At 35.6% G+C, this 14,890-nt stretch carries 18 protein-coding genes; 4 read left to right on the top strand and 14 right to left on the bottom strand.

Annotated features, from left to right (window positions below):
- Positions 1-9: 9 nt before the first annotated feature.
- From corA to spoIIM, 9 genes are all read right to left on the bottom strand, one after another.
- Positions 10-972, bottom strand: coding sequence for a magnesium/cobalt transporter CorA (gene corA / locus ACLBXA_RS04075; protein ID WP_002026281.1), 963 nt, complete (start codon positions 970-972; stop codon positions 10-12).
- Between the two features lie 61 nt (positions 973-1,033).
- Positions 1,034-2,338, bottom strand: a complete 1,305-nt coding sequence (locus tag ACLBXA_RS04070) for a pyrimidine-nucleoside phosphorylase (RefSeq protein WP_016077276.1) — start codon at positions 2,336-2,338, stop codon at positions 1,034-1,036.
- Between the two features lie 7 nt (positions 2,339-2,345).
- Positions 2,346-3,167 (bottom strand): purine-nucleoside phosphorylase, encoded by an 822-nt coding sequence (locus ACLBXA_RS04065; RefSeq protein ID WP_001078446.1) that lies wholly within the window; start codon positions 3,165-3,167, stop codon positions 2,346-2,348.
- Between the two features lie 12 nt (positions 3,168-3,179).
- The gene (gene deoB / locus ACLBXA_RS04060) at positions 3,180-4,364 is read right to left on the bottom strand and encodes a phosphopentomutase (protein WP_001046081.1); all 1,185 of its coding nucleotides are present in this window, start codon (positions 4,362-4,364) and stop codon (positions 3,180-3,182) included.
- A 355-nt stretch (positions 4,365-4,719) separates the two neighbouring features.
- Positions 4,720-5,460, bottom strand: a complete 741-nt coding sequence (locus tag ACLBXA_RS04055) for a FixH family protein (protein WP_000733456.1) — start codon at positions 5,458-5,460, stop codon at positions 4,720-4,722.
- A gap of 146 nt (positions 5,461-5,606) precedes the next feature.
- Positions 5,607-6,497, bottom strand: coding sequence for a site-specific tyrosine recombinase XerD (gene xerD, locus ACLBXA_RS04050; protein WP_000390088.1), 891 nt, complete (start codon positions 6,495-6,497; stop codon positions 5,607-5,609).
- A gap of 6 nt (positions 6,498-6,503) precedes the next feature.
- Complete coding sequence (locus tag ACLBXA_RS04045; RefSeq protein WP_001250432.1) at positions 6,504-6,734, bottom strand: YqzK family protein; 231 nt, start codon at positions 6,732-6,734, stop codon at positions 6,504-6,506.
- 103 nt (positions 6,735-6,837) lie between these two features.
- Positions 6,838-7,293: a ferric iron uptake transcriptional regulator gene (fur, locus tag ACLBXA_RS04040; protein WP_000392657.1), complete on the bottom strand. Its 456-nt coding sequence runs from the start codon at positions 7,291-7,293 to the stop codon at positions 6,838-6,840.
- 106 nt (positions 7,294-7,399) lie between these two features.
- A complete protein-coding gene (gene spoIIM, locus ACLBXA_RS04035) occupies positions 7,400-8,017 on the bottom strand; it encodes a stage II sporulation protein M (RefSeq protein WP_223308695.1) in 618 nt (205 codons plus the stop codon).
- 155 nt (positions 8,018-8,172) lie between these two features.
- Here spoIIM and ACLBXA_RS04030 point away from each other — a divergent pair, with 155 nt between their 5' ends.
- Complete coding sequence (locus ACLBXA_RS04030; protein ID WP_000803497.1) at positions 8,173-8,724, top strand: GNAT family N-acetyltransferase; 552 nt, start codon at positions 8,173-8,175, stop codon at positions 8,722-8,724.
- Between the two features lie 23 nt (positions 8,725-8,747).
- On the opposite strand, the gene ACLBXA_RS04025 is transcribed toward ACLBXA_RS04030, so the two are convergent.
- Positions 8,748-9,287, bottom strand: a complete 540-nt coding sequence (locus ACLBXA_RS04025) for an NUDIX domain-containing protein (RefSeq protein WP_000067931.1) — start codon at positions 9,285-9,287, stop codon at positions 8,748-8,750.
- Between the two features lie 74 nt (positions 9,288-9,361).
- Here ACLBXA_RS04025 and mciZ point away from each other — a divergent pair, with 74 nt between their 5' ends.
- The gene (mciZ, locus tag ACLBXA_RS04020; protein ID WP_000870291.1) at positions 9,362-9,496 is read left to right on the top strand and encodes a Z-ring formation inhibitor MciZ; all 135 of its coding nucleotides are present in this window, start codon (positions 9,362-9,364) and stop codon (positions 9,494-9,496) included.
- A 111-nt stretch (positions 9,497-9,607) separates the two neighbouring features.
- A complete protein-coding gene (locus ACLBXA_RS04015) occupies positions 9,608-10,522 on the top strand; it encodes an aldo/keto reductase (protein ID WP_000747233.1) in 915 nt (304 codons plus the stop codon).
- A gap of 57 nt (positions 10,523-10,579) precedes the next feature.
- Here ACLBXA_RS04015 and ACLBXA_RS04010 read toward each other — a convergent pair whose 3' ends face one another.
- The 3 genes from ACLBXA_RS04010 to ACLBXA_RS04000 form a co-directional block, all read right to left on the bottom strand.
- Entirely contained in the window at positions 10,580-11,407 is an 828-nt protein-coding gene (locus ACLBXA_RS04010; protein WP_000275862.1) for an aldo/keto reductase, read from the bottom strand.
- A 128-nt stretch (positions 11,408-11,535) separates the two neighbouring features.
- Positions 11,536-12,060, bottom strand: a complete 525-nt coding sequence (locus ACLBXA_RS04005; RefSeq protein ID WP_447617107.1) for a GrpB family protein — start codon at positions 12,058-12,060, stop codon at positions 11,536-11,538.
- Between the two features lie 66 nt (positions 12,061-12,126).
- The gene (locus ACLBXA_RS04000) at positions 12,127-12,390 is read right to left on the bottom strand and encodes a YqkE family protein (protein ID WP_000727553.1); all 264 of its coding nucleotides are present in this window, start codon (positions 12,388-12,390) and stop codon (positions 12,127-12,129) included.
- Between the two features lie 200 nt (positions 12,391-12,590).
- Between ACLBXA_RS04000 and ACLBXA_RS03995 the strand changes: the two genes are divergently transcribed.
- Positions 12,591-14,180, top strand: coding sequence for a bifunctional metallophosphatase/5'-nucleotidase (locus ACLBXA_RS03995; protein WP_000265545.1), 1,590 nt, complete (start codon positions 12,591-12,593; stop codon positions 14,178-14,180).
- A gap of 124 nt (positions 14,181-14,304) precedes the next feature.
- On the opposite strand, the gene ACLBXA_RS03990 is transcribed toward ACLBXA_RS03995, so the two are convergent.
- The gene (locus tag ACLBXA_RS03990; protein ID WP_000151934.1) at positions 14,305-14,781 is read right to left on the bottom strand and encodes a ribbon-helix-helix domain-containing protein; all 477 of its coding nucleotides are present in this window, start codon (positions 14,779-14,781) and stop codon (positions 14,305-14,307) included.
- Positions 14,782-14,890: the final 109 nt, after the last annotated feature.

The raw sequence follows: 14,890 nt of genomic DNA, 5'->3' as shown, positions 1-14,890 counted from the left end.
CGGTGTTTTTTACTTAAACCATCCTTTTTTATAAAACCATGCCATCATTCCGCCGCCAATTAATGCCATTAGAAGAAGACAAATAAAATAACTATATTGTCCACCAAGCTCTGGCATATGCGTAAAGTTCATTCCATATACTCCCGCAATAAATGTTAATGGCATGAAAATAGTCGAGAATACAGTTAATGTTTTCATAATGTTATTCATATGATGTGAGTTTAATGAAAAATAACTATCCCGAATATCCGCCGTTAACTCTCGACTTGCCTCAATCATTTCCGTAAGTTTAAGTAAATGATCATGTATATCTTTAAAATAAATCTCATGATCACTTATACCGTAAAAACGAGTGGAATTCAAAATACGATACAATAAATCACGCATTGGAATAATTGTACGTCTTAACTTAGATAAATCTGCCCTAATATCAAATACTTCTTCTAGCACGGCTCCTGCTGTCTCACCTGTTAAATTATCATCAATCGCATTTAAATGATCTTCAATGTAATATACAGGTGCGAAATAATCATCTACAATTTGATCAGTGATTGTATGTGCTACATGTAAAGGTCCTTTCTTAATCCGCCTCTTCTCACCAAGTGTTTTCCATACTCTTTCAATTGCATTATTATGAGAAAAATGGAAAGAAACAATATAGCGATCACTAACAAACAAATCAATTTCATGTGGTTCTAGCCCATCTTCTCCAAACGCGTGAAGAACTAAAAAGTTATATCCATCATAAAAATCAACTTTTGGCCTCTGTACATATTCTAGACAGTCTTCAATTGCAAGGGGATGGAACTTAAAATGGTCTTGCAGAATATATGTATACTCTTCTTTCGTTGGCTTATATAAATCTAGCCAATACCATACAATATGGTCTTTCTTTGTTTCTTCTAGAGAAACATCATATAATACTTCATCTGTTTTTGTTACTGCACAAATTCTAATCATAATTTCACCCATTATTATTATAAACAAAAAATAGTAAAAAAAGCCAAGGAGAAATCTCCTCAGCTTTTTTTTATTACTTCGTTACGATACCGTGTACTAAAGTTGGTGCATCTACGTGTTCTTTAGAGATCTTCATGTTCTCATAAATTTTCGCTTTTACATCTTCAACATTTTCGCGGTTCGCGTAAATTGTAACAAGGGATTCACCTTGCTTCACGCTATCGCCTACTTTTTTGCGCAGCATTAGACCAACTGCTAAATCAATTTCTGACTCTTTCGTTGCACGTCCTGCTCCTAAAAGCATTGCTGCTGTTCCGATTTCGTCTGCAACGATTTCTGATACATATCCGTCTTCTTTCGCTTCCACTTCAATTTTAAATTGTGCTTGTGGCAATTTAGAAGGGTCATCAACAACAGATGCGTCGCCGCCTTGCGCTGATAAGAACGTTTTAAATGATTCTAGCGCTTTTCCGTTGTTCATTACTTCAATTAGCTTTTCACGTGCAACTTCTAAAGATGAAGCTTGTCCAGCAAGGTACACCATTTGGCTTCCAAGTGTTAAACATAGCTCTTCTAAATCTTTTGGCCCTTTACCTTGTAATGTATCAATTGCTTCTTGTACTTCTAGTGCGTTACCGATAGCTTCACCGAGTGGTTGACTCATATCAGAAATAACTGCCATCGTATTACGACCAACGTTATTACCGATGCGTACCATTGCTTCTGCTAAACGTTTTGCATCTTCATCCGTTTTCATAAATGCACCTGCTCCAGTTTTTACATCAAGAACAATTGCATCTGCACCAGCAGCAATTTTTTTACTCATAATCGAACTTGCAATAAGCGGAATTGAGTTTACTGTTGCTGTTACATCACGAAGTGCATATAACTTTTTATCAGCAGGTGTTAAGTTACCACTTTGGCCGATAACAGCGATTTTGTTTTCATTTACAAGTCGCATGAATTCATCGTTTTCAATTTCCACATGGAATCCTGGAACTGCTTCTAATTTATCAATTGTACCACCAGTATGTCCTAAACCGCGTCCAGACATTTTCGCTACTGGTACGTCTAAAGCAGCTACTAATGGACCTAATACAAGTGTCGTTGTATCACCAACACCACCTGTCGAATGCTTATCTACTTTTACACCTTCAATAGCTGATAAGTCAATTGTATCGCCGCTATTTACCATTGCCATCGTTAAATCAGCACGCTCTTGATCGTTCATATCTTGGAAGAAAATTGCCATTGCAAGTGAACTTACTTGATAATCAGGAATATCACCATTTGTATATCCTTCAACAATAAAGTTAATTTCTTCTGTCGTTAATGCATGTCCGTCACGTTTTTTTGCAATTAGGTCCACCATTCTCATTGTGAAGTCACCCCTTCATTTGTTTTACGATTGCTTTTACTAATGCTAAGAAGTTAGCTTTAACACGTTCTGTCGTTTCAATTACTTCATCGTGATGAAGTGGCTGATCTAAAATACCAGCTGCCATATTTGAAATACAAGAAATACCTAATACTTTCATTCCAGCATGACGTGCTACAATTACTTCAGGTACTGTTGACATACCAACTGCATCTCCGCCAAGTGTACGAAGCATACGAATTTCAGCAGGTGTTTCATATACAGGACCTGTCATTCCAACGTATACACCTTCTTGTACTTTAATATTTAAGTCTGCTGCAACTTGTTTCGCCATTTCACGAAGTTCTACTGTATATGATGTAGACATATCAGGGAAACGTACGCCCATTTCAGAATCATTTGGTCCGATTAATGGATTCGTACCCATGAAGTTAATGTGGTCTGAAATTAACATAAGATCGCCTGGCTCGAATGATGTATTTACACCACCAGCTGCGTTTGTTACAACAACCGTTTCTACACCTAGTTCTTTCATAACACGAACTGGGAATGTTACTTTTTGCATGTCGTATCCTTCATAGAAGTGGAAACGTCCTTGCATTGCTACTACTGTTACACCTTGAAGTGTACCAAATACTAGTTGACCTGCATGGCCTTCTACAGTTGATACTGGGAACTCAGGGATTTCACTGTAAGGTACTGTTACTGCGTTCTCAATTTCGTCTGCTAATACACCAAGTCCTGATCCAAGGATTAGTCCTACTTGTGGTGTCTCTTGAAATTTCTCTTTTAAGTATGAAGCTGATTTTGTAATAAGTTCACGATTCATTTGTTTATCCCCCTATTTCTTTAGCTCGTTTAAGAAGCTTGTTCCGTATTCTGGCATTTTCACACCGAAGTTTTCTGCTACTGTTGCACCAATATCAGCAAATGTTTGACGAAGTGGTAACTCTTGTCCGCCTTCTTTCATACTTGGGCTATATGCTAATAATGGTACATATTCACGTGTATGGTCAGTACCAGGGTGAATTGGATCATTACCGTGGTCTGCTGTAATTAATAATAGATCATCTTCTTGTAGTTTTGCGAATACTTCTGGAAGACGTGCATCATATTCTTGCAGAGCCTCTCCGTATCCTTGTGGATCACGGCGGTGGCCGAATAATGCATCAAAGTCAACTAAGTTTAAGAAGCTAAGACCTGTAAAGTCCATATTTAATGTATCTACAAGCTTATCCATTCCATCCATGTTAGACTTCGTACGAAGTGATTCCGTTACCCCTTCACCATCATAGATGTCAGAGATTTTACCGATAGCAATTACATCGTAGTCACTATCTTTTAATTCATTCATTACTGTACGGCCGAATGGTTTTAATGCATAATCATGACGGTTTGGTGTACGTGTAAAGTTTCCAGGTTCACCAACGAATGGACGAGCAATAACACGACCTACCATGTATTTCTCATCTAATGTTAATTCACGTGCAATTTTACAGATTTTATATAACTCATCAAGTGGCACTACTTCTTCGTGTGCTGCAATTTGCAATACGCTATCAGCAGAAGTATAAACGATTAAAGAGCCGGTTTCCATTTGCTCTTGGCCAAGTTCATCAAGAATTTCAGTTCCAGAAGCTGGCTTATTACCGATAATTTTACGGCCTGTTTTTTCTTCTAATTCATCAAGTAATTCTTTCGGGAATCCTTCCGGGAACACTTGGAATGGTGTATCAATGTAAAGGCCCATGATTTCCCAGTGACCTGTCATTGTATCTTTACCAGTAGATTTCTCTTGCATTTTTGTGTAATATCCAAGTGGTTTCTCTACTTTAGAGATACCTTTCATTTCACGAATGTTACCAAGACCCAATTTCACCATGTTAGGCATTTGTAAACCATTCATATGTTCAGCAATGTGACCAATTGTGTCAGATCCTAAATCACCAAATTGCTCAGCATCTGGTGCTTCACCGATTCCCACAGAGTCCATTACGACTAGGAATATACGTTTATATTTATTCATAACTGCGACCTCCTATAAGTTCAGTTCTACTTCTTGTAGTATGTTCAAAACGCTATAAAGTGAAACTGTTATCCATAAGAATTCTCATTGTCAAACAGTACTTCTTTAAACCATTCTCTAACCTATTTCGTTTTACTTGAAACGACTCAAAAACATTTCTAGTTTTTTCTAAGTCAGATGTCAGACATCTGATACTGATATCATAACATGTTTACGCTTTCTTTTTAATACATTTTCGTAGAATTTCTCATTTTCTTCACACTTCTATTGTAATCCATTCTGCAACGAAGTGCTAATTTTTTTATGATTTATTTCTTCATATTAAAAATAAAAAGTAGCTCTAAAGAGCTACTTTTTATTTTACTTCTATTGTTTCTTCTTTATGTTCATGCAATTCGCCTTTTCTTACATGCACTTTCACTTTGTAAGCACCGTTCTCTTTGAAAGTATGTTTCGTTTCATACTCTCCTTTATTCCCTTCTTTCGCTGGAATAAATTCGTGTTTTTCAACACCATCTTTCCAAATCTCTAGTTGTACTTCAGCACCAGTTAATGCTTCTTCTTTTTGCTTTAAATGAACTTTCATTGTAGATTCAGCATTTGCCTTTATGTCTCCAGCCATAAGATGGATCATTGTGTCACTTTTATGATCTCCATGTCCTGCACTGTGATCACTATTTTCTTTTTTCGCATCTTCTACTTTCGCATTTCCTACAGCAACTTTCACTTCCGGCATAACGTGCATTTCACGTGCATTTGTGTGAGCGATAATATGGTATACTCCATCCGTTTCGAATGTTTTCTCTACTGCATAAACACCTTTTCCTTTATGCTTACCATCTAACATCTCGTGCTTTTCGTCGCCATCTTTCCAAATTTCAAACTTTACATCATCGGCATCCGTTACTTTTTCTTTCCCTTGTGTAACAAGTGCTTGTACTTCTGTTTTTTCACCTGGTTTAATTTCTTTCGGATTTGTTTGGACTGCTACTTTTACAGCTTCAAGTTTCTGTTCTTTTTTCGGTTCTTCTTTGTTTGTATTACAGCCAGCCAACGCTAGCATCGCGATAAATAAAGTTATAATCAGTTTTTTCATCATCATTTCCTCCTTTATACTTTATTTAGTATAGAGGAAATACATTGTAATATTCCAGTCTTCTGCTGAAAACAATATACGAAATGTTTGTGAAGTTTCTGTGAAACGGTCTTCCCTTCTGAATCTATGAAAAAAGAGCATAGTAACTATGCTCTTGGATGAAACTGTTTATATACATCTTTTAATCTAGTTTTTGAAACGTGCGTATAGATTTGCGTCGTTGAAATATCTGCATGACCAAGCATTTCTTGTACAGCACGTAAATCTGCTCCATTTTCTAATAAGTGCGTAGCAAACGAGTGACGCAACGTATGAGGTGTAAGCTCTTTTTCAATATTTGCTTCTTTCGCTAATCGTTTTAATATTTTCCAAAATCCTTGTCTTGATAATCGATTACCATGATGGTTTAAAAAGAGTGCATCTACTACTTTTTTCCCCATTAATTCTCTTCTTCCTTTTTCAATATACTTTTGAATCGCTTCCGTTGCTAAACTTCCTAGTGGAATAATTCTTTCTTTATTCCCTTTCCCTATGCAACGAACAAATCCCATCGTTAAATGTACATCTTCTAAATTGAGTGCAATCAATTCTGAAACACGAAGTCCTGTCGCATACAGTAACTCTAGCATCGCCTTATCACGTATCCCAAAAGCACTTGTCATTTTTGGTGTTTGAAGTAACGCCTCTACTTCATCAACTGATAATACTTTTGGTAATTTCCGTTCCCCTTGCGGCGTTTCAATATGTACGGATGGATCGTGTTCTACCGCTCGTTCACGAAGTAAAAATTGGTGGAACGAACGAATTGATGCAATATGACGCGCCAATGTTTTCGAAGATTTTCCGTTTTCTTTTAAATACTGCAAAAAGTTAACAATGTGTAAACGGGTCACTTCATGAAAAGTTTTCGTCTGTTCCACATTTTGCAAATACTTTACGTAGCTTTTTAAATCCCGTTCATAAGATACTACTGTATTCTTTGCTAATCCTTTTTCGACAACCATATAATGAATAAAATCTTTTAATTGATCTTCCACTCTACACTACTCCCCATTTTCATAGAAAAACATCATTCTATTTACGAAAGCATCCTTTGCCGGTTCTTCATTCCCTGATACTTTTTCTACAGTCTCTTCTTTAGGTTTTTCATAACGATGATAGCTTTCATATTCTTCATTTATCCATAGTATAGCGAAATAAAACAAAATCGTACAACTTGTAAATAATAAAAATACTTTTATTCCATCAAAAGTTAATTTTAAAGCTCGGCGCATTGTAAATTCCTCCAAAATATAAGTTATTACAACATATGCCAAGCTTTCACCAATTTATACCTTATTCAAATAAAAAACCTCTTCCTAGATAAATAGGAAAAGGTTATTTTTCATCCGTTTCATTTTCTTGACAATTTTTACAAATCCCATGGAATGTTAAACGATGATCTTTCACCTTAAAGCTCCAGTCTCGTTCTACTTTCCTTTCCACTTCACCAAGTAAATCTTCTTGTATTTCTTGTACAGCACCACATTGTGTACAAATCAAATGATGGTGAAAACGCTGCGCACCTTCTTGGCGTAAGTCATAGCGTGAAACACCGTCTCCGAAGTTAATCTTATCGACAACTTTTAACTCAGATAATAGTTCTAAAGTTCGATAGACGGTTGCTAATCCGATCTCTGGCGACTTTTCTTTTACAAGGAGGTAAACATCTTCTGCGCTTAAATGATCTTCTTCATTTTCTAGCAGCACACGAACTGTTGCTTCACGTTGCGGTGTTAATTTATAGCTCGCTGCATGTAATTGCTTCTTAATTCGTTCAATTCTTTCTTCCATTCGGTACTACTCCCTCCTCGCCACTCTTACACCATTATATCAGAAGAAGGGCTTCTGTCAAAAGAAAAACAATAAAAACAAATTGATAATTATTCTCAAAAAATATTTATTTTTTATTAATAGCCTCAACAACTTCTTTCATTAAAACTGGTGATGCGTAAGCCTCCACACTACAAGCCATTGCTAATACCGCTCCAATTACAAGAAAGAAACATGTATACCGGATTAATAATGGTAATAGTGGCTCGGTTATTTTTCTAATAAATTGATGCCTAATCATCCGTAAAGAAAAACTTGCAGCAATGGTTGTCATAATGAGAAAGACTGGAATGATAATTAAATTTTGTGGCAAAACAGATACAAATGCTAATAATAGTCCATTCCATCCATGCTGACTTACTAAAAAACCAACTGTAAATCCAACAACAACTCCTTTTACAAATAATAAAATAAAAATAAGTGGTAATCCAATAATTGAAATCCCTAAAATCCAAATAAATCCGATGTATTTTAATTGCGAAAAGTAACTTTCTCGAAACATTTCGCCCGCAATGGCAAATTCTCCTTTAGAGACTTGTCCAAAAAAACGTTGTAAATAAAATGATAAATCTTGTTTTTGATTGATTTGTAAACTATTCACAAGAATGGCTCCAAATATTACTCCCATCAATAATAAAACAGCGTTAAATATATATAATGAAGAGTTTTCCTGTATGTGAGACATTACACGGTCTTGCCAATTTTTTCGCCACATTTTTCTTCCCTCCGTTCACACTCTTATTAAAAATGTATGAAAGAAAGAAAAAAGTATGACGAATTAACATTGAAATTCCGCTCTACTTTGCTAAACTAAAAAGTAGAGAATAGGAGGGATTTCTCTTGAAACCATTATTATTAGATTTTCCAACATTATTTCAAACTGAACGCTTACAAGTTCGTAAACCATTTCCAGGTGATGGTGCAGAAGTATATGAAGCAATCCAAGCTTCTCTAGAAGACTTAGTACCGTGGGTACCAATTAACGCTGAAACAGAAGAGAGTGCTGAAGAAATTGTTCGCGAAGCTCACGGACAGTTTTTACTTCGTGAAACACTTGATTTTCACTTATACGATAAAGTATCTGGTACATTCATCGGAGCAATTACACTAAAACCTGAAAACTGGGATATTCCAAAGTTTTCACTTCACTTCTGGTTGCATAGCGATTATACAAAACAAGGCTATATGACTGAAGCTGTTAAAGGCGCTATCCAATTCGCCTTTGATAAACTAGGCGCTAGAAGAATTGAAATTCGTACTGATGCAACAAATATAAATGCATGTAGCTTAGCAGAACGTTTAGAATTCATTCTAGAAGGTACAATGGAAAATGATTTCCTAGCACCAGACGGTAGCTTACGTGATGCACGTGTATATGCAAAAATCAATTAAAAACACTCGCCTTTGGCGAGTGTTTATTTTTGTAGTTGTAAATATTGTACTGCAAACATCGTCTTCGCATCATGAATACGAAGATTTTTCATAAGAGTAATCGCTTCTTCTAACGATACTTCCATTAATTCCACAAACTCATCTTCATCTAACTCAGCTTTATTTTCTTTTTTTGTCAAACCTGTCGCTTTATATACATATAAAATTTCATCTGCGAATCCTGGAGATGTATAGAAAGAAGTAATAAGCTCCATATTTTCACATACATATCCTGTTTCCTCTTCTAATTCACGAACTGCTGTTACCTCTGGTTTTTCACCAGGCTCTAACTTGCCGGCTGGAATTTCTATAATCGCCTTTTCAAGCGCTTTACGATACTGCTCAACAAGCACAATTTTCCCCTCATCTGTAATAGCAATAATCGCAACTGCACCAGGGTGATTTACAATTTCACGTTTACTCATTTCTCCATTTGGTAATACTACATCATCAACACGAACTTTTATAACTCTACCATCAAAAATCGGCTCAGTTTTTACTGTTCTCTCTGTAAGATTACTCATACTACTTCATCTCCCTGTTCTATTTCCTATTCTTTCTTCATACATTTTACCACATTGAAAGGAGCGTGATAGAAATGAAAGTTTATATTTTACCAAATCGCATCACGTTAGTCGGAAAAGCATGGCAAATTCGCCATAAGCTAAAACAATATAGCAAAGAGTATACAACTGTACAAGAGTGGATTACAGCAAATAAAATGAAACATTAATCCATTAAGCTCACATTAATTATGCTTTTACGGGCAGTTAATGCAAAGCGAAAAGGAAACGTTTGTCAACCTCTTTTCCCTCTCGTACAATAAAGGTAAGGAGGTTGACCTATGAAAAAACGTCAATTAGGAAACTCAGATTTATTTGTTACAGAAATGGGCCTTGGCTGTATGTCTCTCGGTACATCTGAAACAGAGGCTATGCGTATTGTCGATGAAGCAATCGATTTAGGAATTAATTTTTTTGATACAGCAGATTTATATGATTACGGATTAAATGAAGAATTTGTTGGAAAAGCCTTGAAGGGGAAACGAGACAAAATTGTTCTTACAACGAAGGTTGGAAATCGTTGGACAGAAGAAAAAAACGGCTGGTCTTGGGACCCTTCTAAAGCTTACATAAAGGCTGAAGTAAAAGAAAGTTTACGTAGACTTCAAACTGATTATATTGACCTTTACCAACTTCATGGCGGAACGATTGAAGATCCAATAGATGAAACAATTGAAGCTTTTGAAGAATTGAAAAAAGAAGGTATTATCCGCCATTACGGTATTTCTTCTATACGTCCAAATGTAATCCGTGAATATGCAAAACGCTCAAACATCGTTAGTGTACTAATGGAATATAGCCTTTTAAATCGTCGTCCAGAAGAATGGTTCCCGCTTCTGAATGAATACCAAATTAGCATCATTGCTCGCGGACCACTTGCAAAAGGAATTTTAACTGATAACAATGCAAGAAAAATAGAAAGAGTAAAGGAAAAGGATTACCTCTCTTATTCTTACGATGAATTACATACAACTCTAGCGAGTGTAAAAGAAACGATTGGAGAAAGCTCTTTAACAGGAACAGCTATTCAATATTGCTTACATAATAAGACTGTTGCAGCTGTTATACCTGGCGCAAGCTCTCTTCAACAATTGCAGGAAAATATACGAGCTAGCCAACAGTTACCTTTAACTAAAGAAGAATATGTACAACTTCAAAAAATTGTTAAATATGACACATATGCTTTGCATCGTTAAAAATATCGAATTACCGATAAACAGAAGACTGTCTCCTTTATTAGGAGACAGTCTTTTTTATAACGTATCATATTTATCAGGATTTGTGCCTACATGTAAATCGCGATTCAACGTGTTAATTTGATTTATCTCTTCTTCAGTTAGTGAGAAATCAAAAATAGTAAAGTTTTCTTTAATACGAGATGGTGTAACAGATTTAGGAATTGTAACAATCCCGCTTTGAATATCCCATCTTAATATAACTTGCGCAGGTGTTTTTTCATATTTGTTAGCAATAGCCTGAATGATTGGATGCTGAAATACTTCTCCGCCCCTCATTAACGGACTCCACGCTTCCATTTGGATTTGCTCACCTTGACAATGATTACGCAATTCAAATTGCGTTAACATCGGATGAAGTTCTACTTGGTTCACCATCGGCTTCACTTTGCAATTTGGTAATAACAATTCTAAATGATGTTTATGAAAATTAGAAACACCAATCGCACGCACTTTACCTTCTTCATATAATTTTTCTAACGCTCGGTACGTATCCACATACTTCCCTCTTACTGGCCAATGTATTAAATATAAATCTACATAGTCCATTTGTAATTTCTTTAAGCTTTTTTCAAACGCCTCGAGTGTCTCCTCGTATCCTTGATCGTCATTCCAAACTTTTGTTGTAATAAATAGGTCTTCTCTTGGAATTCCTGATTCACGAATCGCTTCTCCGACACCGCTTTCATTTTCATACACAGTTGCTGTATCAATCGAACGGTATCCAACTTCTAACGCTGTTTTTACTGCTTGTTTTACTTCGTCGCCTTCTTTTGCTTTATAAACGCCTAGACCAATCATCGGCATTTTCACGCCATTATGAAGTGTAGTTGTTGGAATATACACAGTCGTCTCCCTTTCATTGTTACATTTTTTTATAAGCCACAACTTTATTTCAACAAGATTCATCCCAAAAGTCAAAACATACGTACAGTTTACATAACACTTTTATATAGCTAAAAAATAACGTGAACTCATTTATTCACGTTATTTTCTCTCCATTCTTTCGCTTTTTCATCCACATTGCGCACAAACTCATTTTCCCCTTCCGTATATAACGTGCCATCATATGTATACTTTTCGGCCAATTCTTTCTTTAAGGTTGCATATGCCTCTGCTTCTTCACAATGAGCCATCATATAATCACGAAATGCTAAATGCCTTACTATCTCTGGATTTCCTTTTTCAAACACGTGTAAATGATACAAACGTTTTTCTTCCGTTCCATGGATAAAAAATCGGCGTCCTGAAATACCATTTTCCCCTTTTACGATGTAACCAAGCTCTATAAATCGTTCATTCCACCTATCTACCCTTTCAATACTTTCTACTTCCATGATCATATCAATAATAGGTTTAGCTGCCAGTCCTGGCACTGACGTACTTCCAATATGATGAATTTTCACCGTTTCTGGCATCGCTGTTTTTAATCTTTCAGCCTCCATTTGAAATTTTTCACTCCAATGATTTTCATGCGGAACAACTACAATTTTCCTCATAATAACTCCCCTTTTCTTACAAGCTCGTCAAAAAATGATCAGTGAATTTCACTGATCATTTTTTTATTATTTAAAGTCTTTCCAAGTAAGGTTACTTTCACTTAGCAGTTCTTCAAATGATTTATTCTTTTCACGTTCTTTTTGTTCTTTGCGCTTTCTTTCCAGTTCAGCTGCCTCTTTTTCCTCTTCTCTCACTTGCAACTCTTTCTTCTTACTCTTTAATTGTTGCATGAGTGAATCATTTAATTGATCGCCTAATGTAAGTGTTTCTTTCTTTGGTGGATTCACTTGCGATTGTCTTTGCATTTGTCTTTGTTTCTTTTTCTTCATGCTACTCACCTTTTACTTTTTTCTCCATTATAGTAGATACACGATGCAATCGACAATAAAAAAGGGTCTTTACTCTATTATCCACTTTTTGTAAATATGTTAATTTTTCGAAAAGACTAAATTTTTATGTAGCTATAATCCTATGAATCTATTAAAATTATGTCGTATGATGTCAGATTATAAAAAAGGAGAAATGAACTATGTGGAAAAAAATTATTCCTGCCGTTGCTGTTTTAAGCACTATTACTTTTTCAAGCGTATTTGCCGCTCCCCCATCTCAGAATCCAGCTGAACAAAACCGCTACATAGACGTACAAATGCTTGGTATTAATGATTTCCATGGACAACTAGATACTGTTAAAAAAATTAATAATAAAGAAGCTGGTGGCGCTGATTACTTAGCTACTTATTTAAAAGAACGTAAAAAACAAAACCCTAATACACTTCTCGTACATGCTGGTGATATCGTCGGAGCTAGTCCACCAGTTTCAGCATTATTACAGGATGAACCGACGATTGAATTTTTAAATGATTTAAAATTTGATGTTGGTACAATCGGAAACCATGAATTTGATGAAGGCATTGATGAAATGAAACGCCTCATTTACGGTGGATATCATGAAAAAACAGGGAATTTCAAAGGGGCTAACTTCCCCTATGTAGCTGCTAACTTCTATAACAAATCAACTGGCCGCTTATTTTTACCACCATTTACTGTAAAAATGGTAGATGGTGTTCCTGTAGGATTCATTGGTGTTGTTACAACTGATACACCAAATGTCGTTATGCCTACGATGCTTAAAAATGTACAAATTACTGATGAAGTAGAAGCAATTAATAAATCAACACAACAATTAAAACGCCTCGGCGTTAAATCTATCGTCGTTCTTGCTCATGTCGGTGGAACAACCGATGAGTCTGGGGTAACAAATGGCGACCTTACTCGAATTGCAAATGAAACAGACCCAGAAGTTGATGTTATTTTCGGTGGACATAGTCATACGTATGTAAATGGTACAGTAAATAATAAGCTAATTGTCCAAGCAAATTCTTACGGCACGGCTTTCTCAGACGTGGATGTAACAATTGATCGTAAAACAAAGGATATTATAAAGAAAAAAGCTGAAGTTGTTACAACGTATCATGAAGGTGTAGAACCTGATAAACAAGTAAAGAAAAAACTAGATCAATATAAAGAAAAAATCGCACCACTTGTAAATGAAGTGGTCGGAAAATCTACAGCATCTATCGACCGTAAACAAAATGATGCTGGTGAGTCCACTCTTGGAAATTTAGTTGCCGATGCTCAGCGTCAAACGATGCAAACTCAAATCGCCCTCATGAATCCTGGTGGCATTCGTAATGACTTAGATGCTGGTGATATTACGTGGGGTGAGTTATACGGTATTCAACCTTTTGGAAATCAATTGATTAAAGTAGATTTAACAGGTCAAGACATTCGCGATATTTTAAATCAGCAATGGCAAAAAGGAACAACAAGAATGCTTCAAATTTCAGGTATTCAATATGCGTGGGATGCAAATAAACCAAACGGTGAAAAAGTTACAAATATACGTTTAACAAACGGAGAAGAATTATCTCCATCTAAAACGTATAGCGTAGTTGCAAATGCTTTCTTAGCTTCTGGCGGTGACGGATTCATATCATTTAAAAATGGTAAAAATGCAGAAACTGGTCCAAACGACTTTGAAGCGTTAGTCGATTACGTAAAACAATTAAAAGAACCAATTCAGCCAGTTATTGATGGAAGAATCCAAAAAGTAAATTAAGTGTTTCTCTAATAAGAAATTTCATTTTTCACGCCATAAAAGATTTGCACTAATCCTGTATTTATACGTAATATGCATCATAAAAAGGATACTCGTTCTTCCAATGAACATAGTATCCTTTTCTTTAGTTATCAAAATGTGATGTTTTGTTAAATTCATATTGCTGTAAAAATTGTTGCAACGCCTCTTCTACAATTTTAGATTTTTGAATTCCTTTCGATTCTGATATAAGGTCCAATCTTGCTAATATTTCTGTATTAATAGAAAAGGTGCGTCTCTTTTTCTCTGTACTTTTACTCATAATTGGTGCAATTACTTCTTCTCTTCTTCTTAATAATTCATAAATACTTTGTAATTGCTCATAAATTAATAATTGATAATCTGTTTTCTCATATTGAAGGGCGGTCGCTTCTTGGAGTTGTAAGTGACGTGGTTCTTCTCCATCTCCTACAAAAATACGTTTCTTCTGCTCTCCATCATATTCGTATCCAATCAATCTTAATTTCTTCGATAATGTATACGGGCTTATTTCAAGACGTTTTGCTATAATAGCGATGGATTCACGCCTATTTAAACCATCTATAATTTCTCCAATCGTCACAATTTCCCTCCTCCCGTGTTGAAATGACACTAGTATGGTATGTTACAATGATTTTCTAACAGTATATGCAAAATGAATAGCCTGTGCGATTCATACGATTTCACAAAAG

This window comes from Bacillus sp. D48C (genome assembly GCF_053345735.1).
The sequence above is the reverse complement of the archived record's forward strand: the minus strand, read 5'-3'. Positions and strand labels throughout refer to the sequence as shown.